This is a genomic window from Novosphingobium sp. (assembly GCF_965229225.1).
In the GTDB taxonomy this organism is placed as follows: Bacteria; Pseudomonadota; Alphaproteobacteria; order Sphingomonadales; family Sphingomonadaceae; genus Novosphingobium.
In genome coordinates, this window is record NZ_OZ245867.1 from 2,761,072 (window position 1) to 2,785,169 (window position 24,098).

Here is a 24,098-nt window from a genome sequence, read left to right on the forward strand (position 1 = left end):
AGCTCCCTCATGCAGCCCTGCCCCTTGTTGCGGCGGGCATGCGTCCTCGCGGCGCGTGATGCATAGGCGATTCGGAACACAGGGTTAACCCGGGAGGTGCGATTGCACCGGGGACAATCCGTATGCGGTCCTTTTCAATCTTCGGGCGTGAATTCGAGCGAGGCGCTGTTCATGCAGTAGCGCAGACCGGTCGGCCCGGGGCCATCGGGGAAGACATGGCCGAGATGCCCATCGCAGCGCGCACAGCGCACTTCGGTGCGGATCATGCCGTGGCTCACGTCGCGGTGCTCGTCGACCGCCTCGGGATCGACCGGCGCGGTGAAGCTCGGCCAGCCCGAGCCGCTGTCATACTTGGTGCCGGATTCAAACAGCGGCGCACCGCAGCCGGCGCAGTGATATTGGCCGGTGAGCTTGTTCTTCTCGTATTTGCCGGTGAAGGCCCGCTCGGTGCCGCCCTGGCGCAGGACCTGGTACTGCTCGGGCGAAAGCCGCGCGCGCCACTCGGCGTCGGTCAGGTTCATCTTGTCGGGCATGGATCGGATCGTCCTGTCTCGGGGAGGAAAACGGGGTTTGAGGCGAATATGGGAACCGCCTGCGCAGTCGGCAAGCGGGCCATCAAGGCATGTGCCCTGCACCGGGCACGATCAGTGCAGATGTTCGACCAGCAGCACGGTCCCGTCCGCCCCGGTCACCCGCATCCGTGTGCCGGGCTGCGCATCGGGTCCGCGCGCCAGCCATTCGGTATCCCCGTGGCGCACGCGACCGCTGCCGCCCTCGATCACATGGGTGACAACCACGCTCTGGCCGATGATCTGCCCGCCCCGGTCGTTGAGCATAGGATCGGCGCTCGCCACCGGATGGCGCAGCACCCAGCGCCGCCCTGCCGCCAGCGCCAGCGCGCAGAGGACAGCGAACAGGATGATCTCGGCCTCGATCCCCACCGGCATCACCGCAGCGACCAAGCCGGTCAGGAGCGCTGCAGTTGCCAGCCAGATCAGGAAATAGCCCGGCGCCACGATCTCGGCGATGGCCAGCGCCACGCCCAGCGCCATCCAGCCCCAGTGAAGGCCGAAAAGGTCGGTCAGCGCGGCCACGGTTTCAGCCCTGGGCCGGCGGCGGAGGCGGCGCGACGCGCGGCACGCGCGGTCCGGCTGGCGGTTGCGGCGGCGATCCCGGCTTGCCCACCGCATCGCTGATCAGATCGCCGATCCCGCCCAGCGCGCCGACAAGCTGCGTCGCCTCGATCGGGAAAAGGATTGTCTTGGCATTGGGCGAAGTGGCGAATTCCTTCACCGCCTCGACGTATTTCTGCGCGACGAAGTAGTTGAGTGCCTGCGTGCCGGACGAAGCGATCGCGTCCGAAACCACCGCAGTCGCCCGCGCCTCAGCCTCGGCAGAGCGCTCGCGCGCTTCGGCATCGCGGAAAGCGGCTTCCTTGCGCCCCTCCGCTTCGAGGATCTGCGCCTGCTTCTGCCCCTCGGCCTTGAGGATTTCCGATGCGCGCGATCCTTCCGCCTCGAGGATCTGCGCGCGCTTCTCGCGCTCGGCCTTCATCTGGCGGGCCATCGCGTTGGAAATGTCGGCCGGCGGGCGGATGTCCTTGATCTCGACCCGCGTGATCTTGAGACCCCAGGGCGAGGTCGCATGATCCACCACGTTGAGCAGCCGCGCGTTGATCTCGTCGCGCTTCGAGAGGGTCTCGTCGAGGTCCATCGAGCCCATCACCGTGCGCAGGTTCGTCGTCGTCAGTTGCATGATCGCGACATAGAGGTTGGAAACCTCGTAAGCCGCCTTGCCGGCATCGAGCACCTGGAAGAACACGATCGCATCGACGCCGACCATCGCGTTGTCGCGCGTGATAATTTCCTGGCCCGGAATGTCGAGCACCTGCTCCATCATGTTCACCTTGTGCCCGACCCGGTCGATGAACGGCACGATGAAATGCAAGCCTGGCTGGGCGGCAAGCGAATAGCGGCCCAGCCGCTCGATCGTGTAGACATGGCCCTGCCGGACCACCCGGATCCCCATGGCCAGATAGACCACCGCAAGCCCCACGATCAGGATCAGCACCGCTTCCACGCTATGTCCCCCAAGCTTGTCTGCGCTGCGCAACCTATCGCAAACGCAGCACTTTAGTAGTGCGATTTCGCATCCGGCGCACCGAGATCGTAGCAATGTGCGATGTCGTAGTTGTCCACACCGCCTGGCCGGTCGGCGGCCTCCCGTCGGATCGCATCGCGCGCGGCCTCGATGGCCGCATCGGCGCTGTCGCCGCTTTTGCCGCCAGCAATGAAGCCATTGCGCGCGCGCGCGATCAGCACTTGCGCCAGGGTCTGGAGATCGCGTGCCGCCGCACTATCCGGCCCTTTGGCGCGCTCTTCTTCCCACGCCAGCGTGAGGATTGCGGCGCATTGCGCAAGGTCCGGCGTCTGCAGGGGCGGCACTGCGGCATCGAGCCGGGCAAGGCAGGGCCTCACCTCCGCCGCCAGCTCGCGATCCGGATCGGCGGCGGCGCGGCGCTGCATTCCGGTCACTTCGGCCACCAGCAGATCGCGCACGGCGGCCTGTGTCATCCCGCCCTGCTCCACCGCTCGCGCCCCGACATCGGCAAAGAAGCGCTTGCCGCGCACTGCCATCGGCGGCAGCGCGAGGGCCGCCGCACTCCCGCGCGCCTGTTCGGAGGCGGCAATTGCGAAAGCTGCAGCGCAATGCAGGTCGGCCCGCAGCGCCGTGTCAGGCGCAGCCGCTGCGGTGGGCGGTGCAGCCGCCAGCGGCGCGGTGACGAGCGCGAGGATCAGCGCGGCGGCGGAAAGGAAGCGCAGCATCAACCGCAACATAGGGACAGGCCTGCCAGCCGTCAGCCACTAATCAGCCGGACACAAAAAAACGGCTACGGACAGTCCAGGGAGACTGTGCCGCAGCCGTGTAAGGGGCGCGCTTCAGGGTGTGGATAGAAGGCGCGCTGAAGAGACGGGTAATGGGTCGGTTCAGGCCTTGGGCGTGTTGCAGCGGGCCATGTCTTCCGTGGCCAGCTCGCCCTTGGGCGTGGCAAAGCGGTTGATGGTGCCGACCTTTGCGGCAAGCTTGGTGCAGACGACCACGGGGCGCGCGGTGTCCTGACCTGCCGAGCAGGTGTTACCAGCGCAGTTCCACAGCACATCGCCCAGCATGAGCTTGGCAGGCTTGGCGACCGGCGCGGCGAGCGTCACCGAGTAATAGGCATTGCTGTCGGCAGCGCGGGCCGGGGTCGCTGTCACCGCGAAGCTGGCGGCGGTGCCGACGAGCGCGAGAAAGGCCGGAAGCAGCTGGCGGACTGCGCTGTTGCGGATGGCGTTCATGTTACTTCCCCTTGGTCTGTCAGAGTCTGGTTGAACCCCCGTGATCGACAGGGGCCTGCTCGGAAACTGCGGGGGTGGTGGTCCGGACCGCCTTTTGCCCAGTTCTGGCAAGGCTGATCCGGACCGCCGGGTGGAGAGGATGCGATTTCCGTTGCGAATCGATACCTACTTCAATAGGTTTCGAGTTGCAACTAGAAACTTACATTGCCCTGCAGAATGAGGTATGTCACAAAGCGTCATGGGAAAACTTCGCGAATCCCTCGCCGATCTCGCCGTCTGTGGCCTCCCCTGTGCTCTGGAGGCGATGGGCGAACGATGGTCCTTCATGATCCTGAGGGCCGCCTTCAACGGGGTGTGCCACTTCGAGGAGTTCCTCGATGCGCTCGGGATCGCCCGCAACATTCTCTCCAACCGGCTCTCCCGGTTGGTCGAAGCGGGCATCCTCAAGCGCGAGCATTGCGCGGATGACCGGCGCCGCATCGAATACCGGCTGACGCCCAAGGGCATGGATTTGCTCCCCGCCATGCTGGCGCTGCGCCAGTGGGGCGAAAAGTGGGAAATGAACGTGCCCGCCAATCCCGTGCTGTGCGATGCGCGCGACGGGATGCCGATCCTGCCCATTACCATCCGCGCGCATGATGACCGTGTGCTGGGAGGCGCCGATCTGCTGTGGCGCGAATGGTCGGAAATCGAAGCGGCCCGGATAGAGGCTGACTTGCGCCTGCGCGCCGCAACCTGATCCTAAAAAGCGGGCCGCCGCCAGAACCGGTCCCGGGGGCAGGATCCTTGGTCTGGCAGCGACCCGTAACGTCGGCAGCGGCTGGGACTGGATGCCGGCTGCATCACACGTTTTGCAGAAACGATGTCGTTCAGCGTGCAGCGACCTTCACGGTGCTGAAGCGTGCGCCGCGATCGGCCATGGCGCGCTGCGCGGACTGGATCGCATTGCGATAGCAGCGGCGCGATTCCATCGCTTCGGCGAGCGGGTGCGGACCAGCGTTGTTCTCGCAGACGGCCGAGGCAGCGCGGCGCAGGCGGGCGTCGAACTTCGATTGGCCTGCCGCGGTCGAGAGATCGAGATCGGCGTATTTCACCATCCGGTGCTGCACGAGCACCTCGGGATTGGCGGAAGTCTGCGCGGGCGACTGGGCCAGAGCGGGCTGAGCCAGAGCGGGCTGGGCGGCAAGCACCAGGCCAGCAAGGCCAGTTGCGATCAAAGCGTTCTTGAACATGGCAGTTTCCTTAGCTTGGGTTGCAATGGTCGCCTTGCCGCTGCGGGCGGTTTGGCGGGGAGCGGTGGTTGGGCTGGCCGGTCCGTGTCTGGGAGCCTCGCCACCGCCGCATGACTATTCTGCTAGGTGATTCGGGTGAGCGGCGCGCGGCACGGTCGACCGAGCCTTCCATCATGCCGACAAACCGTCAGCGCGCCCGACCAACCGCCGATATCGCTCCACGAGCGACAACATGCGCTGCTCCGCCGCGTGACAGGACGGTGCAGGCCCCCTATCCTGCGCTCCGAATGGCGATTCTGATTATCTTCCTGCTCGGCGTCGGCAATTTCGCATTGCACCGGGCGATCATGGACAGCGGCCATCCCCTGCTTGACCAGTTGCCCTGGTTTTACCACGCGGTCAGCAGCCGCCTGTCGCTCGTCGTGGAGTTCCTGATGCTGCTGGGCGGGCTGCTGCTGGCCTCGGAGGGACATGCGTGGGGCGCGTTGGCCTACCTTGCCTACAGCCTGCTCAATGCCATTTCGGCGTGGCTGATCCTCTCCGGCAAGGTTTAGGCGGACATGATCCGGTTGTTCCACATAAGCGACGTACATTTCGGGCTGGAGGATACGGCCGCCCTCGCCTGGGTGGCGGATTGCGTGGCGCGCGAGCGGCCCGATGCGGTCGCGATCACCGGCGATCTGACCATGCGCGCACGCCACCGCGAATTCGCCGCCGCGGCGGAATGGATTCGCGCCCTGGGCGTTCCCGTCACGGTCGAAGTGGGCAACCACGACCTGCCCTATTTCAACCTCGCCGAGCGCTTCCTCGATCCCTATCGCCGCTTTCGCGCGCTGCAGGGCGCAGTGAACCACGGCATCTCGCTACCCGGTGTCGCCATCATTCCGCTCAAGACGACCGCGCGCGCGCAGCTGCGGCTCAACTGGTCCAAGGGCCGGGTCGCCAGACGCAGCCTCGAAGCCTGCCTCGGCGCCATCGATGCCCTGCCTTCCGGCACCCGTGCGATTGTCGCCTGCCATCACCCGCTGGTCGAGACGGGAACGCGCGGCAAGGCCCTCACCCGGGGCGGCACCAGCGCGCTTTCGGCCCTGGCGCAGCGCGGCGTGCTCGCGGTGATCTCCGGCCACGTTCACGATGCTTTCGATATCCTGCACCCCACCGCGTACGGCCCTGTGCGCATGATCGGTGCTGGCACCCTCTCGCAGCGCCTGCGCGCAACGCCAGCCGGCTTCAACGAGCTGATTGTTGATGAAAGTGGTCTCACCGTGCGGGCACGCCATGATCAGCCGGTGGCGCATACGGATTTGGGCTTATAATTAAAGTTATAGTCTAATACATTCAGTTTGGCCGTGCTGAAACCGAGTCTCTTCACCTCGGTGGAGGCATAATTTTACCGGACTCTCTGCCTTTAGACTGAAATTGCCTGTTTTTCCGGCACAGAACGGCGCCGCCGAATTAACATGTCGAATAGCCGCAACAGCAACCTTGTAACGCTTATCATGAGTTCAAGCTGAGGAGCTGGCGGCCGGAGTGCTGCGCACTGATTCAGTAACCCCGCAAAACCACATCGACCAACCCGTCACTATGGACATATATGGAATCCTATAGTTCGATAGGGCTGTGGCCAGCGCCCCACACTGGCCTTCCGATCACCACGCACATGCAGTTGGAGGCATCGTTGCCCAGTCTTGCCTCCCTCTCCGATGATCGACCTTTCATGCAGCTCGCCTCTTGCCAAATCCGCTACCTGACAATGAACGACCTGCATCGCGAAGTCCGCGATCTGTGGTTGCAGAGCGCGTTCGAGACGTTCGAGCAGCACACCTTCGTCGATCTCGACACCCGCTTTCTCTCGATCGCCGAGCAGGACTATGAAACGCTGATCATCGGCGGCAACGATCCGGTGCGCGCGGCGCGGTTCCTACGGATCAATCGCCCGATCCTTGCGCGCAAGGTCAAGATCGCGCTGATGCACGGCAGTCTTGCGGGCAAGCGCGCGAAGGCGCTCAACGCCGGCTTTGACGATGTGTTCGACAGCGCCAGGATGAGCCCGGAAGAAGCCACGGCGCGTTGTGCCGCGATTCTTGCGCGTTATCGTGCAGCAGCGCACCAGGCGCGCGCCGAGCAGGAACTGGCGAGTTCGCTGGAGCGCATCGCGCACCTCCACCTCCTCGGCAAACGCGAACGCCAGTTGCTCACGCTCCTCGTCAATCGGCTGGGCGAGCCGGTCTCGCACTACAAGCTCCGCACTGAGCTCAGCCATGGCAACGACGAGATGTCGTACAACTATCTCAAGGTGCTCGCCTCGAACCTGCGCGCAAAGCTCAAAGCGCCCTATGTACTCGTGCCGGGCGGGCAGGGTTCCTACAAGATCGCCAGCCTTTAGAAGACCTTGGCAAAAGCGCCGCCGGGCTGTCATTGACAATCCGGCGGCCGCAGCCCATATAGGCCTCGCTATCGTCGCCTGCGACGGATTATCACGCACCGGATCTTGATGCCGGGCCGAATTCTCCCCTCTCACGCCACCAGCACCGGTTGCACCGTTTGTAGCCGCGTATTCTGTTTTCGTGAAAGGGGCCCTTATGCCCGCTACCAGTCCTCGTCTTTCTCCCGCTGCTCCTGCTCATCAGAAGGGCAACTGAGCCATGGCGAAAGAAGATGTGATGACCCTCGACGGCCAGATCGACGAGATCCTGCCAGACGGCCGCTTTGGCGTCATGCTCGAGAACGAACACCGCATCATCGCCTATACGGCGGGGAAGATGCGCAAGTTCCGCATCCGCTCGATCGTGGGAGACCGCGTGAAGGTGGAAATGACACCCTACGACCTGACCAAGGGCCGTATCGTGTTTCGCGAAAAGGTCGCCAGCAGCGGCGGCGGCGCGTTCAAGAAGCGGCGCTGACACTCCGCTCCAGACCGGCGGCCGATCCGGCGCATTGGCGCGCGATGGCCTCGCATACTCTCAACATATCGGCGCGCCCTGCGCGCCGGGCACCTATCGGCGCGTTCTGCGCGCCAGACAACACATCGGCGCGCCGTGCGCGCCAGGGATTTTCATGACACCGATTTTGAACACAACGCACGCCTACACCATCAGCCACAGCTTCCTGCCCGGCCATCGGGTTTCCCGGATGGACCGCAAGGCAGCGCCGACCCGGCGCACTTCGCCCGTACTGACAGCGCAGGAACTGCAGAAGCTCGTCCGCCAAATGGTCGACTGACCCCCGGCCCGACGCAGACACGAAAAAGGCCCCTCTGGCCGCGCCGAAATGCGCTGCCGGAGGGGCCTTTTTCGTTGCAGACTGATCGCTTACTTGGCGGCTTCGCTCGCCTCGGGCGCAGCAGAGCTGGAGTCCGCTGCCGGAGCGCTGGCATCGCCAGCCGGTGCCGCAGCGGCTTCGGCGGCGGGAAGCGGCAGGTTGCTGCCCTGCGAGTTGAGGTACAGGATCACATCGGCGCGCTGCTGCGGATCGCCGATCCCGGCGAACGACATCTTGGTGCCGGTCGCGTACTTGGCGGGCGAGGTCAGCCACTCATCGAGGTTGGCGAAGTCCCATTTGCCGCCCTTGGCCTTGAGCGCATCGGAGAAGGCATAGCCGCCGCGACCGGCCGCCTGGGCTTCACCCACCACGCCCCAGAGATTCGGACCGATGCCGTTGGCCCCGCCCTGCGCGATCGTGTGGCAAGCCTTGCACTTGGCAAAAGTGGCTTCGCCCTTGGCGACATCGCCCTTGGCAAGGCGGTTCGCGATCGGTTCCGCAGCCGCCGCACCAGCGCCGGCTTCAGCCTCGACACCCTCGATCACATAGCCCATCTTTTCGGGGCGATGTTCCTTGTCGGCCAGGAAGTAGTGGCCCGAAAGGCTCGAAAGCCCCAGCGCAACGATGCCGCCGAACAAGGTCCAACCGGCAATGGTATTGAAACGATCGTCCATTCCGAGCCCCATATGGAGTTTGCGCAGCCCGCGTGCCGCGTGAAATTTCGCCGCCGCTCTAGTCACGCCCCCGCGCGCGCGCAAGAGCGATTGCAATAGGTTGGAACACAAGAATCGCATGCGTCCATGATCTTGGAAGCTGCAGAAGCGCCTTGCCGCGCCCATCGCGGGGCCTTAAGCGCCTCGGTCGATGGCCAGTTACCCCGCCCCCGCCGCCCGCCTCGTTGCTGAAATGACCGAGGCCGCCGCCGCCGATCCGGCGCGCACAGTTGCGTTTCAGGGCGCGCCGGGTGCCAATTCGCACCGCGCCGCGCTTGAGGCGCTGCCGTACTGTCTGCCGCTGCCGTGCTTCTCGTTCGAGGATGCGCTGGAGGCGGTGAAGGACGGCCGCGCCGGCCAGGCGATCATCCCGATCGAAAACTCGCAGCACGGTCGTGTCGCCGATATCCACTTTCTCCTGCCCGAAAGCGGCCTGTCGATCGTTGGCGAGCACTTCATGCCGATCCACGCCTGCCTGATGGGCCTCGGCACCGGGCCCTTCACCAGCGCCTACAGCCACCCGCAGGCGCTTGGCCAGTCGCGCCACTACCTGCGGACACGAGGCATCGTGCCGATGTCCCACGCCGATACGGCGGGCGCTGCTGCCTATGTCGCCGAGCTCGGCGATCCCGCCATCGCCGCCATTGCTCCGCGCATCGCCGCCGAACTCTATGACCTCACGCTCGTCGAGGAAAACATCGAGGACGCGCACGACAACATGACCCGTTTCGTCATGCTGGCGCGCGAGCCGCTTGAACTCGGCACGATCACGGGCCCCGCGATCACCACCTTCATCTTCGAGGTGCGCAACATCCCCGCCGCGCTCTACAAGGCGCTCGGCGGCTTCGCGACCAACGGCGTCAACATGACCAAGCTGGAAAGCTACCAGCGCGGCGCGAGCTTTTCCGCCACCGCCTTCTTCGCCGATATCGTTGGCGCGCCGGGCGAACCGCCGGTCGATCGTGCGCTCGAAGAACTCACCTTCTTCGCCAAGGATCTGCGCATTCTCGGCACCTATCCGCTGGAACGCGCGCGCGGCTGACGTCCCGGTCCGGGATCGAACACCAGACCGGCGCGATAATCGCTTGCTCCCGGCGGGCAGGGCATGCGACGACTTGTGCTGTGGCAGGAGCACCGGGACCGGACAGCGCCAAGGCAGGCGAACGCGCCTGGGAAGCTGCACGCGCGATGCGCGAGATCCAGTATGCCCCGCTGCCGACCAACAAGATCCCCAAGAGCGAGCCGCCCGAATGGCTCGAGGCGCTCTTCCGCTTCCTCGGCAAGCTGATCGAGCCGCTGGGCCGCTGGCTTGGCGCGGGTTGGAGCGCCGTCGAGGTCGTGCTGGTGCTGCTTGCCGTGATCGGCGCGGCGTGGATCGGCTGGACGCTCTTCCAGCGCTGGCGGCTCACCCTTGCGCTTGCCGTACCGGTCACCGCCCAGCCGGTGATCGACCGCGCAGCCGCGCTTGCTCTGCTCGAAGATGCCGATGCGCTGGCAGCCCAGGGCCGGTTTGACGAGGCGGTGCATCTGCTGCTCCAGCGCAGCGTTCATCACATCGCAGCCGCCCGGCCCGATTGGCTTTCCCCTTCCAGCACCGCGCGCGAGATCGGCCTGATCCCCGGCCTGCCTGCGGCCGCACGGCAGGCCTTCACGCTCATCGCGCGCGAGGTGGAGCGCAGCCTCTATGCCCTGCGCGCGCTGGCGGCGGATGATTGGCACCGCGCCCGCGAAGCCTATGCCGCCTTCGCGTTGCAGAATCTGGAGGGCGGCCAGTGAAGGATGCCACCTTCGGCCGGGGCACCACATTGGGTGTGGTGCTGATCGGCGCGCTCGCCTTCGTCACCGTGCTCTATTGGCTCGGAACTGGCGGCGGGGCGACGAACAACGGCGGCGGGCATGCCGCGGGGCGCGGGCTGAATGGCTATGCCGGCCTTGCCGCGATGCTCGAGGCGGACGACATCACCGTCCACCGCGCGCGCAGCAAGGACGCGCTCAGGCAGCCCGGCCTGCTTGTGCTGACGCCGCCGGCCGAGGCCAAGGGCAGCGATATCGCCGAGATCGTCGCCGCGCGGCGCACGATTGGCCCGACGCTTGTCGTAACCCCCAAGTGGGTGACCAACCCCGACTTCACGAGCCCGCTGACGCGGCGCGGCTGGACGCGGATCGACGGAACCCGCCCGCCCGAATGGAAGGGCTATCACGACGATGTCAGCCTCGATTTCGTGCCCGGCGCGGCACACGGGTGGACAGGCTCCGGCGCATTTTCCGCGCTGCATGGCCGCCTGCCTGACGACCGCAAGGTGCAGTCCGGCACCGGCCCCGGCCTCGAAGCGCTGGTGGAAACGCCGGGCGGGCGCGTCCTTGCCGGCTATCTTAGCGGGGATGGCAGCAACCCCGCGCTGGAGCGCTGGATCGGCATGGAGCGTCATGCCGACGGCGATCCGGACGAAGCGGACGCCAGCAAAGATTTTACTCGTAGCTACCCGGTGGTGCTGGTGTTCGAGCCCGACCTGCTCGACAACTGGGGCCTCGCGGACAAGCAGACCGGCCTCCTTGCCCGCCGCTTGATTTTTGCCGCTGCCGGTGGCCGCCCGAACGAAGTGACCTTCGATCTTACGCTCAATGGCCTCGGCGCGAGCCGCAACCTCCTCACGCTTGCCTTCGAGCCGCCGTTCCTCGCCGCCACGCTGTGCTTCCTGATGGCGCTGTTGGCAGTCGGCTGGCGCAGCTTCAACCGTTTCGGGCCGGCGCGCGTGGCCGGGCGCGAGATCCCGCTCGGCAAGACCGTGCTGGTGCGCAACACGGCTGGCCTGATTCGCCGCGCCGGGCGGCTGCGCCTGATCGCCGGGCCCTATGGCGATGCCGCGCGCGAACGGCTGGTGCTTGCACTCGGCCTGCCGCGCGGCCGCCCGCCGGAGGAAACCGACGCGGCGATCGATCGCTTGCAGGCCCGCCTCGATACGACCGGACCGCGCTGGTCCGAACTCGCCGCACATCTGCGCGCGGCCCGCCGCAGCACCGACGTGGTGCAGCGCGCGGCTGCCCTGCAACGCCTTGAAAGGGACCTGACCGAATGACACTCGAAGACGTCCGCGCTCTGGCCGCCGCTATCCGCGCCGAAGTGGCCAAGGCCGTGGTGGGGCAGGACAGTGTGGTCGATCACCTGCTGATCGCGCTGCTGGCCGGTGGCCACGTGCTGCTCGAAGGCCCGCCGGGCACTGCCAAGACCCTGCTCGCGCAGAGCTTTGCCACCACTCTGGGGCTCGATTTCGGGCGTATCCAGTTCACGCCGGATCTCATGCCCGGCGATATTCTCGGCTCCAACCTGTTCAACTTCCAGACCAGCCAGTTCACCCTCACGCGCGGGCCGATCTTCCACGAACTGCTGCTGGGCGATGAAATCAACCGCACCCCGCCCAAGACGCAGGCCGCGCTGCTTGAAGCGATGCAGGAACGCCGCGTCACGCTCGATGGGGAGACCTATGCGCTATCAGACCGCTTCATGGTCGTCGCCACGCAGAACCCGATCGAGAGCCAGGGCGTCTATCCGCTCCCCGAAGCGCAGCTTGATCGCTTTCTGTTCAAGCTGCTCGTCGATTACCCGAGCGCCGAGGAAGAAGCCCAGATCGTCACCCGTTACGGCGCCGGGCGCGGCGCGCCGAGCCTGGCCGCGCTGGGGGTGAGCGCGGTCACCACAGGCGATGCGATCGGTCAGGCAGTCGCCGCCGTAACCACCGTCACGATGTCCGAAACCGTGGTCGATTACATCGTCCGCCTCGTCCGGGCGACGCGCGAGAGCGCTGATCTTGCCGCCGGGGCCAGCCCGCGCGCGGCGGTGGTCCTCGCCGGTGCCGCCCGCGCCCGCGCCGCGCTGGACGGGCGCGATTATGTCATCCCCGATGACGTGAAGGCCCTCGCCATCGCGGTGTTGCGCCACCGCATGTTGCTCAGTCCCGCTGCCGAGATCGAGGGCCGCGCCGCCGAGAGCATTGTCGCGGATCTCATCCAGCGCACCGAAGCGCCGAGATAGCCCTTGGCGCTGCGCTGGCCTTTCCCGGTATTCTACCCTTCGGCGCGCACGGCGGTGCTGCTTGCGCTCGCCGCGCCGCTGGCCGTCGTGCTCGCCGCCGCCGCGCCGCAGGCATGGATCGCAGCGCCCGCGCTTGGCGGCGCGCTGCTGGTGATGGTCCTGCTCGATGCCTTGCTGGCCCCTGCGCTGGCAGATCTGCGCGTCATCGTGCCTCAGGATGGCGAAGTGGGCGAACCGCTGCGCCTCACCGTGCTCGCCGATTTCCGCATCGACACGCCACGCGCCGCGCCGGTCGCCGCCCTGGCGCTCGATCCCCGGCTTGCCCCCGGTGGACGGCTGGTGGCACCCCTTCGGCGTGCCGGCGGGGTGTGGAGCGCCGAGATCGAAACCACACCCACCCGGCGCGGCACCGGGCGAGTCGACGCGGTGTGGCTGCGCTGGGATGGCCCGCTCGGCCTCGCCTCGCGCCAGGTCCGCCGCGAACTGGGTGAGGCGATCCGCATCCGCCCCAATATCGCTCCGGTGCGCAGCCCTGCGCTGCAGCTGTTCCTGCGCGATGCCCAGTTTGGCATGGTCGCCCGCCGTATCCGGGGTGAGGGCACCGAGTTCGAGGCGCTCGCCGAATACGAACCCGGCATGGACCGCCGCCGGATCGACTGGAAGTCCTCCGCGCGCCACGCCCGGCTCTTCGCCAAGGAGTATGAGACCGAGCGCAACAACCAGATCGTCTTCGCCTTCGATTGCGGGCAGACAATGTGCGAGCCGATTGCCGGCCTGCCGCGTATCGATCGGGCCGTCACTGCCGCGCTCACCACCGCCTGGATCGCACTCGGCGCGCAGGACCGGGTCGCAGTCTATGGCTTTGCCCAGCGGCCGCAGGTGCTGAGTCCTTTTGTCACTGCCCCGCGCGATTTTGCCCGCCTGCAGGAAGCTGCTGCCGCGCTCGACTACAGCGCCGAGCAGCCCAACTTCACCCTCGCGCTCTCCACGCTTGCGGCGCGGCTACGGCGGCGCTCCCTGATCGTGGTTTTCTCCGAATTCACCGATCCCACCAGCGCCGAACTCATGATCGAATCGATGCGCCGTCTGGTCGAGCGACACCGCGTCATCTTCGTTGTCATGGCCGATGCCGAACTGGCCGAGTTCGTCAGCGCGCCGGTCCGCAGCGCGCAGGATGCGGCAATGGCCGTCACCGCCACCACCTTGCAGCACCAGCGCACGCTAGTGCTCCAGCGCCTGCGGCGTGCGGGCATTCTCGTGGTTGAAGCGCCCTACCAGCATATCGGCAATCGCCTGCTTGATGCCTATCTCGCGGTAAAGCGCGCGGGGAGCCTCGGATGAACGAGCCCGCAAACGCCTCTCTCCTCGGCCGGCTCGGCGGCTGGTTCAGCCCCGCCGCGAGCGCGGACATCGCTGCCGCGACAAGCGCCGCGCTGCGCTCGGACCGCTTCCGGCTCGAGCGCGAGGGCGAATGGAAGCGGCTCGAAGCCATCGTCTCGCGCATCGAGCGCGGACGGCTGCGTGGTGTCTCGGACGAAGACCTCCTCGCGCTCCCCGCGCTCTATCGCACCGCCGTCTCCAGCCTCGCCGTTGCGCGCGAAACCTCGCTCGATGCCGAAACGCTGCTCTGGCTGGAAGGGTTGACCCGCCGCGCGTGGTTCATCGTCTATGGTCCGCGCGCGGGGCTGGGCGATTGGCTGCTGCGCTTCTTCGGCGGCGGCTGGGGGGACAGCGTACGCGCGCTGCGCAGCGAGATCCTGATCGCGCTGGCGCTGATGGTGGCCGGCACGATCGTTGGCTGGCTGCTCGTCGCCAGCGATCCCGATTGGTACTACGCGCTGATCCCCGGCGGCATGGCCGATGCCCGCGTTCCGGGCGCGAGCCGCGCGGTGCTCCTGCGCACCGTGTTCAGCCAGCAGGACCAGCACGGCCTCGCCGTGTTTGCCGCCGCGCTGTTTTCCAACAACGCACAAGTCGCGATCCTCGCCTTCGCGCTCGGCTTCGCGTTCGGCCTGCCCTCCGCGCTGCTGCTGATCCAGAACACTACGATGCTGGGCGCGCTGCTCTGGCTCTATCACGGGCAGGGCCTCACGCTGGAGATCATCGGCTGGCTTTCGGTCCATGGCACGACCGAGCTCTACGCGATCCTGCTGGCCGGTGCGGCGGGGCTTCATATCGGCCGCGCGATGGCCTTTCCCGGCGAAGCGTCCGTGCTCGATGCCGCTGCTGCCGCCGGGCGGCGCAGCGCGCAAGTCATGGTCGGCGTGGTCCTCATGCTGATCGTCGCGGGCCTGCTCGAGGGTTTCGCCCGCCAGCTGATCGACAACACCGCCGGCCGCCTCATCGTCGGCACTTTCATGCTGGTGTTCTGGACCGTCTATTTCTTCGTCTGGCGCGGCGCGGGGAAATCGGCCTGATGGCGCGCCGCCAGCCCCGCAACCGCAATCGCACAGTGATAACGCCCGAAGGCGTTGCGCTCCCTCTCGTGCTTGCCTCCCGCGGTTCGCGGGCTGCCGCGCTGTTCATCGATCTCATCCTGATCGTCACCGCGATGACCGTCACCACGCTCACGCTGATCTGGATCGCAGGCGGCGTCGGCATCAAGATCGACGAAGTCGACGCGGATGGCCCCAAATCGCGCGCCGTGCAGGCGCTGGCGATCGTGTGGATCATCGCGATGTTCCTGTTCCGCAATGCCTGGTTCCTGTTCTTCGAACTCGGCCCGCGCGGCGCGACGCCGGGCAAGCGCGTGACCGGCATCCGCATCGCCGCGCGCGGCACCGAGCGGTTGACCACCGAAGCCGTGATCGCCCGCAACATCGTGCGCGATATCGAGCTGTTCATGCCGATCGTGTTCATCAGCAGCGCCATCGCATCAGGCAGCGATACCGACGTCGCCGGCTGGGCGGGCGCCATCTGGTGCGCGATCTTCCTGCTGTTCCCGTTTTTCAACCGCGATTCCCTGCGCTGCGGCGATGTGATCGCCGGCACATGGGTGGTCGAGGCGCAGAACCGCAAGCTGGGCCAGGCGCTGTCCGTCAGCGCAACGGCAGCCGTTGCCGATCAGGCCTTCACGTTCACCCCCGCAGAACTCGCGGTCTATGGCGAGTACGAACTCCAGACGCTCGAAAGGGTGCTGCGCGAGGACAAGGGTTCGGCACTCGGCGATGTCGCCGATGCGATCAGCCGCAAGATTGGCCGCCCCTATCCCTACCGCGCCGAACGCGTCTTCCTCGAATCCTACTATATCCAGCTCCGCGCCCAGCTGGAGCAGGGCCTGCGCCTTGGCCGCCGCAAGGCGGACAAGCACGCCGCCTAGAACCTAGCCTTCGCCGAAGATGCCCACTTCGAGCAGGCCCGCGCTATCGGCCCGGCCGCGAAACATGCCCGGCGTGGTGAAGGCAAACCCCGTCTCGCCGCCGGGCGTCGCGTAGATCACGCCGCCAACCCCGCCCATCGCGCCAACTTCGCCGAGCACGGCCTCGGTCGCCGCCTGCGGACCTTCGCCGCCGATCCGCATCCGCGCGCAAATCTCGTGCGCCACGGCGGCGCGGATGAACTGTTCGCCCGAACCGGTGCAGCTGATTGCGGCTGCCCGGTCATCGGCATAGGTCCCTGCACCGATAAGCGGCGAATCCCCGATCCGCCCCCAGCGCTTGCCAGTGAGGCCTCCGGTCGACGTCGCCGCCGCGACATGCCCGCTCGCGTCCACCGCCACCGCGCCCACCGTGCCGTACTTGAGCCCCGCATCGAACCAGCCGAGCTTCTTCGCCTTGAGCTCCTGCAACTGCTGCCAGCGCGCCTCGGTGGCGAACCAGTCCGGATCGACCTGCGGCACGCCCTGCTCGCGCGCAAACTCTTCGGCCCCCGCGCCGCTCAGAAACACGTGCGGGCTCTTTTCCATGACCGTTCGTGCCAGCTGGACCGGGTTGCGCGTATGCGTCACCCCGCAGACCGCCCCGGCCCCACGCGTAGCCCCGTCCATCAGCGCCGCATCAAGCTCGTTGGTGCCTTGATAGGTGAACACCGCGCCGCGCCCGGCGTTGAAGTGCGGATCATCCTCCAGCGCCGAAACCGCCGCGCAGACCGCGTCCAGCGCGCTCCCGCCCGCCGCGAGCACGGCGGTTCCTGCATCGAGCGCCACGCCCAGCGCTGCTTCGTGCGCGGTGACGCCTGCGGCATCCATCGTCTCGGGCGTCATCGATCCGGCCCCGCCGTGGATGGCGATGGCCCAGCGGCTTTTGCCAGCCTCAGTTTTGCTTGTATCGGTCATGCCCAGCGCGATAGCAGATCAGATCGGCAAGGCCAGCGGGGGGCGCATGATCGAAGGTCTTGAAATCACCGAAGACGACCTGTCGGGCGCGGACGTACAGGCGCTGGTGGCCTATCACCTCGGCGGCATGCACGCGGAGAGCCCCGCCTGCAAAGTCCACGCCTTGCCGCTCGACAAGCTGCGCCAGCCCGGCGTCACCTTCTACACCGCCCGCATCCACGGCACGCTCGCGGCCATGGGTGCGATCAAGCACCTCGACGAAACCCACGGCGAACTCAAATCGATGCGCGCCGCCCCCGAATGGCGCGGAAAGGGCGTGGGTGAGGCGATGTTGGTGCATCTGCTGGATGTGGCGAGGACGCGTGGCTATGCGCGCGTGAGCCTTGAGACGGGGCGGACCGAGGCGTTTGCCCCTGCGGTGGCGCTGTACCGGAAGTATGGGTTTGAGGAGTGCGAGGCCTTCGCCGACTACGTGGTGGATGAATTCAGCTGGTGTCTCAGTCTGGTTCTTTGAGAACCTCCCCCGCAAGGGGAGGGGGACCGCCCGAAGGGTGCTGGAGGGGTAGCTCCAACGAAAAAGGCCCCGCCGGAGCAGGGCCTTCTTGTACTCAACGCAAACCGTCTGCTCAGAGCTTGCCGGTAAGCTCCGGCACCAGCGTGAACAGATCGCCGACGAGGCCAATGTCCGCGACCTGGAAGATCGGGGCGTCCTCATCCTTGTTGATGGCGATGATGGTCTTGGAATCCTTCATGCCCGCAAGGTGCTGAATCGCGCCCGAGATGCCGACTGCGATGTAGACTTCCGGTGCCACGATCTTGCCGGTCTGGCCGACCTGGTAGTCGTTGGGCACGTAGCCCGCGTCCACCGCCGCGCGGCTCGCGCCGACGCCCGCGCCGAGCTTGTCGGCGAGCGGGATGATCACGCTCTGGAAGGTTTCCGCATCCTTGAGGGCGCGACCGCCCGAGACGATGATCTTGGCCGAGGTCAGTTCCGGACGCTCGCTCTTGGCGATTTCCGAACCGAGGAAGCTCGATGTGCCGGCATCGCCCGCCGCGCCAACGGCTTCCACCGCAGCCGAACCGCCAGTGGCGTCCGCCTTCGCAAAGGCGGTGCCGCGCACGGTGACAACCAGCTTGGCATCGGTCGATTCAACCGTCGCGATGGCGTTGCCGGCATAGATCGGACGGGTGAAGGTCTTGGGGCCCTCGACCGAGAGAATGTCCGAGACCTGCATCACATCGAGCAGCGCGGCGACGCGCGGGGCGATGTTCTTGCCGGTGGTCGTGGCGGGCGCGACGAACACGTCGAAATCGGCCATCAGGCCAGCGACGAGCGGTGCGACATTTTCGGCCAGCGCATGGGCATAAGCCGCGTCATCGGCCTTGAGCACCTTGGTGACGCCAGCAATCTGCGCGGCAGCGGCGGCAGCGGCATCACAGCCCGAACCAGCGACCAGCGCGGTCACTTCACCGATCTGCGCGGCAGCGGTGACGACGGCGAGCGTGGCGTCCTTGACCGAGGCGTTGTCGTGTTCGACCCAAACGAGTGTCTTGGACATCAGGCGACTCCCATTTCCTTGAGCTTGGCAACCAGCGCATCGACGTCAGGCACCTTGATGCCCGCGCTGCGCACCGGCGGTTCGGTGACCTTGAGCGTCTTGAGACGCGGTGCGATATCGACGCCGTAGTCCGCAGGCGTCTTGCTCGCGAGCGGCTTCGACTTCGCCTTCATGATGTTGGGCAGCGAGGCGTAGCGCGGCTCGTTGAGACGCAGGTCTGTGGTGACGATGGCGGGCAGCGCCAGCTTCACCGTCTCCAGACCGCCGTCGATCTCGCGCTTCACGACGACGCTGTCGCCTTCGACCGCGATCTCGTTGGCGAACGTGCCCTGCGGACGACCCAGCAGCGCGGCGACCATCTGGCCGACCTGGTTGGCGTCGTCGTCGATCGCCTGCTTGCCGGTGATGATCAGGCCCGGCTGTTCCTCGTCGGCAATCGCCTTGATGATCTTGGCCACCGCCAGCGGCTCGACTTCGGTTTCGCTGACCACGAGGATCGCGCGGTCCGCACCCATGGCGAGCGCGGTACGCAGCGTTTCCTGCGCCTTGGCCGGGCCGACCGAAACCGCCACGATCTCGGTGACCACGCCCTTTTCCTTGAGGCGGATGGCTTCCTCGACCGCGATCTCGTCGAACGGGTTCATGCTCATCTTGACGTTGGCAAGGTCAACCCCCGTGCCATCCGCCTTCACGCGCGGCTTCACGTTGTAGTCGATCACCCGCTTCACGCAGACCAGGGCTTTCATCGTGTCAGGCCTTTCTCAATTCGATGGCGCGCGCATAATTGGCGCTTACGTAAACGTCAACCTCACCCCATTGCCCATGCAGGAAAGTGAGCACGGGCATCAGCGGCGCTTCTACTCCATTTCAAGGATGATGGCATCCACTGCAAGGCTTTCGCCCTGCGCTGCGTTCACTGCCTTCACCTTGCCCGATTTCTCGGCGCGCAGGATGTTTTCCATCTTCATCGCCTCGACCACCGCGAGCGGCTGCCCGGCCTCGACGGCATCGCCAACGCCGACATGCAGCGCCACGAGCAGCCCGGGCATCGGGCAGACGAGATACTTCGACATGTCGGGCGCGACCTTGGCGATCATATGCTTGGTCAGCGGCGCGATTCGCGCGGGCAGTACGCGCACGTCATGGCTCGCCCCGCGCGTCGTCAGCTTGAAGCCCGCCGCGCGCGCGGCAATCTTCACCGTCAGCGGCTTGCCGCCAACTTCCGCCATCACCACCCGGTCGCCCGGGGTGTATTCGAGCGCGAGGTCGACTTCCGCGCCATCGACGGTGATCGCCTCCTCGTCGACCGAGACCGCAAAGTCGGTCTCGCCGATCCGCACCGCCCATTCGGACGGCGGATCGAGCGTCACGCCCAGCTGCCCATCGACCTGCCGTGCCCGGTCGGCCCGCGCCGTGGCGAGGAATCCCGCCAGCGCCGCCAGCGAGCGCTTGGTCTCGTCAGACGTCGCCGCGCCGTGGAACCCGTCCGGATACTCCTCGGCGATGAACCCGGTGGTCAGCTCGCCCGAACGGAAGCGCGGGTGCTGCATGATCGCCGAGACGAAATCGATATTGTGGCCCAGCCCTTCGATCTCGAACGCATCGAGCGCCTCGATCTGCCGGTCCGCCGCCTCGTCACGCGTTTCGCCCCAGGTCACCAGCTTGGCGATCATCGGATCATAGAACATCGAGACTTCGCCGCCTTCATAGACGCCGTCGTCCACGCGCACGCCGTCCACGCCGCGCCGACCATTGGCGGTCCCGTCATCGGTCCAGCCTTCCACCGGCGGATCATAGCGCACCAGCCGCCCGGTCGAGGGCAGGAACCCGCGGTAGGGGTCTTCGGCATAGACGCGGTTTTCGATCGCCCAGCCGTCGATGCCGATATCGTCCTGCGTGAACGCCAGCTTCTCACCCGCCGCCACACGGATCATTTGCTCGACCAGATCGATGCCGGTGATCGCCTCCGTAACCGGGTGCTCCACCTGCAGGCGGGTATTCATTTCGAGGAAATAGAAGCTCTCGCCGCTCGGGTCCGCGCCCGAAACGATCAGTTCCACCGTACCCGCCGAATAATACCCCACCGCACGGCTCAGCGCGACGCACTGCTCGCCCATCGCCTTGCGCATCTTCGGCGTCACGAAGGGCGAGGGTGCTTCCTCGACCACCTTCTGGTGCCGCCGCTGAATCGAGCATTCGCGTTCGTTGAGGTAAAGAATGTTGCCGTGCTGGTCGCCAAGGATCTGGATCTCGATGTGGCGCGGATTGAGAATGAACTTCTCGATGAACACGCGGTCATCGCCGAACGAGTTCAGCCCCTCGCGCTTCACCGCCTCGAAGCCCTCGCGCACGTCCTTCTCGGAATAGGCAAGGCGCATGCCCTTGCCACCGCCGCCGGCCGAGGCCTTCATCATCACCGGATAGCCGATCTCGTCCGAGATGCGCACTGCGTGCTCGGTATCCTCGATCTCGCCCACGAAGCCGGGGACGACGTTCACGCCCGCCGCCTTCGCCAGCTTCTTCGATTCGATCTTGTCACCCATCGCGGCAATCGCGTTCACGGGCGGCCCGATGAACGCGATGCCCTCCGCTGCCAGCGCCTCGGCAAACGAGGTGCGCTCGGACAGGAAGCCATAGCCCGGATGTACCGCCTCGGCGCCGGTCTGCTTGCATGCCGCGATGATCTTGTCGGCGATGAGGTAGCTCTGCGCGGCAGGCGAAGGACCGATATGCACCGCCTCATCCGCCATCTTCACAAACGGCGCGCGCGCATCGGCATCCGAATAGACCGCAACGGTCTGGATACCCATCCGCCGCGCGGTCTTGATCACGCGGCAAGCAATTTCGCCACGGTTGGCGATGAGGATTTTCTTGAACATTTTCATATTCTTTCAGAAAGATTCCTGAAGTCCGAGGTCCGCTTGGCCATCACCTTTCCGGCCAGCATCATCGGAGCATCGACTATCAGGTGGGCGATCATGGCGGCCCACAGTCCGCCCAGAACAAAAGCACCAGTCATTAACGCTCCTGCCACAGCCACGAACAGCAGATGCATCAGGCCCCATGAAGAGCGATGCAGCAGCACGAAAACGACAAAGGGCGCGCCGACGGCTGCCAAACGTGGAAACCCTGCCGCCATGAGGCTGCCAATGGCGACGGCACGGAAGATTAGTTCCTCTGCGCCGGCTGCAGTGACGAGCAGGAACAACCTCTGAATCAGCGATGCTGATGCGATCTCGCGCAGCGCGTCGGCGTTTTGCGGCTGTCCACCAAGCCTTTTCGCAACGAGAACGTAGGCCGGCAAGGACAGCAACCCGAGTACGCCGAACAGAAGGCCATATCCCGCTTGCTGCCAGCCAAAGCTCCACATGCCGAACAGCTGCGGGTCGAAGCCTTGCTGGCGCAACGCTAGCCAGAAGCTGGCAGCTGCAACCGCCCACAACAAAATGCTACCTACAAGGCGAGGCCGGACCCCAACGCGCCCAAACAGCCCACACGATCGGGCAAAGACGACCATAGCGGTACCACCAAGGGCGACGAGCGCAGCAATCATTCGGCAGCCTCGGCTTCGCCAATCGGCGGCATGTTGTGGCCCAGCAGACGGAGCATATCCGCCGCACATTCCACCACATTCGAGCCGGGGCCGTAGATGCCCTGCACCCCCGCCTCGCGCAGGTAGTCGTAGTCCTGCGGGGGGATCACGCCGCCCGCAACGACCTTGATATCGCTGCGCCCCGCTTCGCGCAGGTGGCGGATCAGTTCGGGGATCAGGGTCTTGTGGCCCGCCGCCAGCGACGACGCGCCGACTGCATCGACATTGGCCTCCAGCGCCAGCTTGGCGGCTTCCTCGGGCGTCTGGAACAGGGGGCTGCTCGTCACATCGAAGCCCATGTCGCCGAACGCGGAGGCGATCACGTTCGCGCCGCGGTCATGCCCGTCCTGGCCCATCTTCGAGACGAGCATCCTGGGCGCACGGCCCAAGCGGCGCGTCACGGCTTCCACGCCATCCAGCACCTGCTGGTAGCGCGAATCGCCTGCATAATAGGCGCTGTAGACGCCCTTCACCGGGGTCGGGTGCGTGCCATGGCGACCGAACACGATTTCCATCGCATCCGAGATCTCGCCCAGCGTCGCGCGGTGCCGCGCGGCTTCCACTGCGAGTTCGAGCAGATTGCCGCCAGTCTTCGCGCCTTCAGTGAGAGCGTTCAGGGCCGCGCGGCACTTCGTCTCGTCGCGCGTCTCGCGCACCCATTTCAGCCGCGCGATCTGCCCTTCGCGCACCGCCATGTTGTCCACTTCCAGCGTATCGAGCTGGTCTTCGCTGGCGAGGCGATACTTGTTGACGCCGACGATCACGTCATCGCCCTTGTCCACCCGCGCCTGCCGTCCGGCAGCGGCTTCCTCGATCATCGCCTTGGGCCAGCCCGCCGCGACGGCCTTGGCCATGCCGCCTTCGGCTTCGACGCGCTCGATGATCTCCCAGGCCTTGTCGACCAGTTCCTGCGTCAGCGCCTCGATGTAGTAGGAGCCCCCGAGCGGATCGACCACCTTGGTCATGCCGGTCTCTTCCTGGATCACGATTTGCGTATTGCGGGCGATGCGCGCGGAAAAGTCGGTCGGCAGCGCGATGGCTTCATCGAGCGCATTGGTGTGGAGCGACTGCGTGCCACCCAGCATCGCGGCCATCGCCTCGATCGTGGTGCGGATCACGTTGTTGTAGGGGTCCTGCTCCTGCAAGCTCACGCCCGAGGTCTGGCAGTGCGTGCGCAGCATCTTGCTCCGCTCGTCCTGCGCGCCCAGCTGCGTCATCACGCGGTGCCACAGCACGCGCGCGGCGCGCAGCTTGGCCACTTCCATGAAGAAGTTCATGCCGATGGCGAAGAAGAAGCTGAGGCGCCCGGCAAACTTGTCGATATCGAGGCCCGAGGCGACGCCGTACTTCACGTATTCCATGCCATCGGCGATGGTGAAGGCGAGCTCCTGCACCTGCGTCGCGCCGGCTTCCTGCATGTGATAGCCGGAAATCGAGATCGAATTGAACTTCGGCATCTCGCGGCTGGTGTAGCCGAAGATGTCCGAGATGATCCGCATGCTCGGCTCGGGCGGGTAGATATAGGTGTTGCGGACCATGAACTCCTTGAGGATGTCGTTCTGGATGGTCCCGTCGAGCTGCGCGCGGGCAACGCCCTGCTCCTCGCCCGCCACGATGAAGAAAGCGAGTATGGGGATCACCGCGCCGTTCATGGTCATCGAAACCGACATCTGATCGAGCGGAATCCCGTCGAACAGGATCTTCATGTCCTCGACCGAATCGATCGCCACGCCTGCCTTGCCGACATCGCCCACCACGCGCGGGTGATCCGAGTCATAGCCCCGGTGCGTCGCCAGATCGAAGGCGACCGAGAGGCCCTTCTGCCCAGCCGCCAGATTGCGGCGATAGAACGCGTTCGATTCCTCGGCAGTGGAGAAGCCCGCATATTGCCGGATCGTCCAGGGCCGCCCCGCATACATCGAGGCGCGCACCCCGCGCGTGAACGGCGCGAAGCCCGGCAGGCCCGGGTCCACCGGCGCGTCGTCAGCCGTATAGAGCGGCTTCACGGCAATGCCTTCCGGCGTCTGCCAGGTGAGGTCCTTGCCCTTCACTTCCTTGGCGGCAGCCTTCTGCCAGTCTTCGATATTCGCCATGATCTTG

At 66.0% G+C, this 24,098-nt stretch carries 27 protein-coding genes; 14 read left to right on the forward strand and 13 right to left on the reverse strand.

Going from position 1 to position 24,098, the window contains the following annotated elements:
- Positions 1 to 134: 134 nt before the first annotated feature.
- The 5 genes from msrB to ACO06X_RS12720 form a co-directional block, all read right to left on the reverse strand.
- Positions 135 to 533, reverse strand: coding sequence for a peptide-methionine (R)-S-oxide reductase MsrB (msrB, locus tag ACO06X_RS12700; protein ID WP_298170860.1), 399 nt, complete (start codon positions 531 to 533; stop codon positions 135 to 137).
- A gap of 111 nt (positions 534 to 644) precedes the next feature.
- Entirely contained in the window at positions 645 to 1,094 is a 450-nt protein-coding gene (locus ACO06X_RS12705) for an NfeD family protein (protein ID WP_421836620.1), read from the reverse strand.
- 4 nt (positions 1,095 to 1,098) lie between these two features.
- Positions 1,099 to 2,028 (reverse strand): SPFH domain-containing protein, encoded by a 930-nt coding sequence (locus ACO06X_RS12710; protein WP_421839906.1) that lies wholly within the window; start codon positions 2,026 to 2,028, stop codon positions 1,099 to 1,101.
- 104 nt (positions 2,029 to 2,132) lie between these two features.
- Positions 2,133 to 2,825: a hypothetical protein gene (locus ACO06X_RS12715; protein WP_421836621.1), complete on the reverse strand. Its 693-nt coding sequence runs from the start codon at positions 2,823 to 2,825 to the stop codon at positions 2,133 to 2,135.
- A gap of 162 nt (positions 2,826 to 2,987) precedes the next feature.
- Positions 2,988 to 3,338, reverse strand: a complete 351-nt coding sequence (locus ACO06X_RS12720) for a CC_3452 family protein (protein WP_421836622.1) — start codon at positions 3,336 to 3,338, stop codon at positions 2,988 to 2,990.
- Positions 3,339 to 3,576: 238 nt separating this feature from the next.
- Between ACO06X_RS12720 and ACO06X_RS12725 the strand changes: the two genes are divergently transcribed.
- Positions 3,577 to 4,077 carry a winged helix-turn-helix transcriptional regulator gene (locus ACO06X_RS12725; protein ID WP_421836623.1) on the forward strand — a complete coding sequence of 167 codons (501 nt, stop codon included), beginning with the start codon at positions 3,577 to 3,579 and terminating at the stop codon, positions 4,075 to 4,077.
- 130 nt (positions 4,078 to 4,207) lie between these two features.
- Here the strand turns inward: ACO06X_RS12725 and ACO06X_RS12730 are convergent, their stop codons facing one another.
- On the reverse strand, positions 4,208 to 4,570 hold the full coding sequence (locus ACO06X_RS12730) for a UrcA family protein (protein WP_421836624.1): 363 nt from the start codon (positions 4,568 to 4,570) through the stop codon (positions 4,208 to 4,210).
- 287 nt (positions 4,571 to 4,857) lie between these two features.
- On the opposite strand from ACO06X_RS12730, the gene ACO06X_RS12735 reads away from it, so the two are divergent.
- From ACO06X_RS12735 to ACO06X_RS12755, 5 genes are all read left to right on the forward strand, one after another.
- Positions 4,858 to 5,124: a hypothetical protein gene (locus ACO06X_RS12735; protein WP_421836625.1), complete on the forward strand. Its 267-nt coding sequence runs from the start codon at positions 4,858 to 4,860 to the stop codon at positions 5,122 to 5,124.
- A gap of 6 nt (positions 5,125 to 5,130) precedes the next feature.
- Positions 5,131 to 5,886, forward strand: coding sequence for a metallophosphoesterase family protein (locus ACO06X_RS12740; protein ID WP_421836626.1), 756 nt, complete (start codon positions 5,131 to 5,133; stop codon positions 5,884 to 5,886).
- 437 nt (positions 5,887 to 6,323) lie between these two features.
- Positions 6,324 to 6,956: a winged helix-turn-helix domain-containing protein gene (locus ACO06X_RS12745; RefSeq protein WP_421836627.1), complete on the forward strand. Its 633-nt coding sequence runs from the start codon at positions 6,324 to 6,326 to the stop codon at positions 6,954 to 6,956.
- 259 nt (positions 6,957 to 7,215) lie between these two features.
- Positions 7,216 to 7,473, forward strand: a complete 258-nt coding sequence (gene infA, locus ACO06X_RS12750) for a translation initiation factor IF-1 (protein ID WP_298170836.1) — start codon at positions 7,216 to 7,218, stop codon at positions 7,471 to 7,473.
- A 154-nt stretch (positions 7,474 to 7,627) separates the two neighbouring features.
- Positions 7,628 to 7,792, forward strand: a complete 165-nt coding sequence (locus ACO06X_RS12755; RefSeq protein ID WP_421836628.1) for a hypothetical protein — start codon at positions 7,628 to 7,630, stop codon at positions 7,790 to 7,792.
- Positions 7,793 to 7,881: 89 nt separating this feature from the next.
- Here ACO06X_RS12755 and ACO06X_RS12760 read toward each other — a convergent pair whose 3' ends face one another.
- On the reverse strand, positions 7,882 to 8,505 hold the full coding sequence (locus ACO06X_RS12760; protein ID WP_421836629.1) for a c-type cytochrome: 624 nt from the start codon (positions 8,503 to 8,505) through the stop codon (positions 7,882 to 7,884).
- 190 nt (positions 8,506 to 8,695) lie between these two features.
- On the opposite strand from ACO06X_RS12760, the gene ACO06X_RS12765 reads away from it, so the two are divergent.
- From ACO06X_RS12765 to ACO06X_RS12795, 7 genes are all read left to right on the forward strand, one after another.
- Positions 8,696 to 9,586, forward strand: coding sequence for a prephenate dehydratase (locus ACO06X_RS12765; protein WP_421836630.1), 891 nt, complete (start codon positions 8,696 to 8,698; stop codon positions 9,584 to 9,586).
- An 80-nt stretch (positions 9,587 to 9,666) separates the two neighbouring features.
- Positions 9,667 to 10,320 (forward strand): hypothetical protein, encoded by a 654-nt coding sequence (locus tag ACO06X_RS12770; protein ID WP_421836631.1) that lies wholly within the window; start codon positions 9,667 to 9,669, stop codon positions 10,318 to 10,320.
- Positions 10,317 to 11,621, forward strand: a complete 1,305-nt coding sequence (locus ACO06X_RS12775; RefSeq protein ID WP_421836632.1) for a DUF4350 domain-containing protein — start codon at positions 10,317 to 10,319, stop codon at positions 11,619 to 11,621. Before ACO06X_RS12770 ends, ACO06X_RS12775 begins: the two co-directional genes overlap by 4 nt.
- Positions 11,618 to 12,574 carry an AAA family ATPase gene (locus ACO06X_RS12780; RefSeq protein ID WP_421836633.1) on the forward strand — a complete coding sequence of 319 codons (957 nt, stop codon included), beginning with the start codon at positions 11,618 to 11,620 and terminating at the stop codon, positions 12,572 to 12,574. Before ACO06X_RS12775 ends, ACO06X_RS12780 begins: the two co-directional genes overlap by 4 nt.
- 9 nt (positions 12,575 to 12,583) lie before the next feature.
- Positions 12,584 to 13,915: a DUF58 domain-containing protein gene (locus tag ACO06X_RS12785; protein ID WP_421839907.1), complete on the forward strand. Its 1,332-nt coding sequence runs from the start codon at positions 12,584 to 12,586 to the stop codon at positions 13,913 to 13,915.
- Positions 13,912 to 14,991: a stage II sporulation protein M gene (locus ACO06X_RS12790; protein ID WP_421836634.1), complete on the forward strand. Its 1,080-nt coding sequence runs from the start codon at positions 13,912 to 13,914 to the stop codon at positions 14,989 to 14,991. Before ACO06X_RS12785 ends, ACO06X_RS12790 begins: the two co-directional genes overlap by 4 nt.
- Positions 14,991 to 15,893: an RDD family protein gene (locus ACO06X_RS12795; RefSeq protein WP_421836635.1), complete on the forward strand. Its 903-nt coding sequence runs from the start codon at positions 14,991 to 14,993 to the stop codon at positions 15,891 to 15,893. The genes ACO06X_RS12790 and ACO06X_RS12795 overlap by 1 nt, the downstream gene beginning before the upstream one ends.
- 3 nt (positions 15,894 to 15,896) lie before the next feature.
- Here the strand turns inward: ACO06X_RS12795 and ACO06X_RS12800 are convergent, their stop codons facing one another.
- Positions 15,897 to 16,847, reverse strand: a complete 951-nt coding sequence (locus ACO06X_RS12800) for an isoaspartyl peptidase/L-asparaginase family protein (RefSeq protein ID WP_421836636.1) — start codon at positions 16,845 to 16,847, stop codon at positions 15,897 to 15,899.
- Between ACO06X_RS12800 and ACO06X_RS12805 the strand changes: the two genes are divergently transcribed.
- Entirely contained in the window at positions 16,846 to 17,361 is a 516-nt protein-coding gene (locus tag ACO06X_RS12805) for a GNAT family N-acetyltransferase (protein ID WP_421836637.1), read from the forward strand. The two genes, ACO06X_RS12800 and ACO06X_RS12805, sit on opposite strands and share 2 nt — an antisense overlap.
- 112 nt (positions 17,362 to 17,473) lie before the next feature.
- Here ACO06X_RS12805 and ACO06X_RS12810 read toward each other — a convergent pair whose 3' ends face one another.
- The 5 genes from ACO06X_RS12810 to scpA all read right to left on the reverse strand — a co-directional run bounded on the left by ACO06X_RS12810 (position 17,474) and on the right by scpA (position 24,091).
- Entirely contained in the window at positions 17,474 to 18,406 is a 933-nt protein-coding gene (locus ACO06X_RS12810) for an electron transfer flavoprotein subunit alpha/FixB family protein (protein ID WP_421836638.1), read from the reverse strand.
- Positions 18,406 to 19,152, reverse strand: coding sequence for an electron transfer flavoprotein subunit beta/FixA family protein (locus ACO06X_RS12815; RefSeq protein ID WP_421836639.1), 747 nt, complete (start codon positions 19,150 to 19,152; stop codon positions 18,406 to 18,408). Before ACO06X_RS12815 ends, ACO06X_RS12810 begins: the two co-directional genes overlap by 1 nt.
- Positions 19,153 to 19,263: 111 nt before the next feature.
- Positions 19,264 to 21,285 (reverse strand): biotin carboxylase N-terminal domain-containing protein, encoded by a 2,022-nt coding sequence (locus tag ACO06X_RS12820; RefSeq protein ID WP_421836640.1) that lies wholly within the window; start codon positions 21,283 to 21,285, stop codon positions 19,264 to 19,266.
- Positions 21,286 to 21,287: 2 nt separating this feature from the next.
- On the reverse strand, positions 21,288 to 21,848 hold the full coding sequence (locus ACO06X_RS12825; RefSeq protein ID WP_421836641.1) for a CPBP family intramembrane glutamic endopeptidase: 561 nt from the start codon (positions 21,846 to 21,848) through the stop codon (positions 21,288 to 21,290).
- A 107-nt stretch (positions 21,849 to 21,955) separates the two neighbouring features.
- Positions 21,956 to 24,091 (reverse strand): methylmalonyl-CoA mutase, encoded by a 2,136-nt coding sequence (gene scpA / locus ACO06X_RS12830; protein WP_421836642.1) that lies wholly within the window; start codon positions 24,089 to 24,091, stop codon positions 21,956 to 21,958.
- Positions 24,092 to 24,098 lie beyond the last annotated feature (7 nt).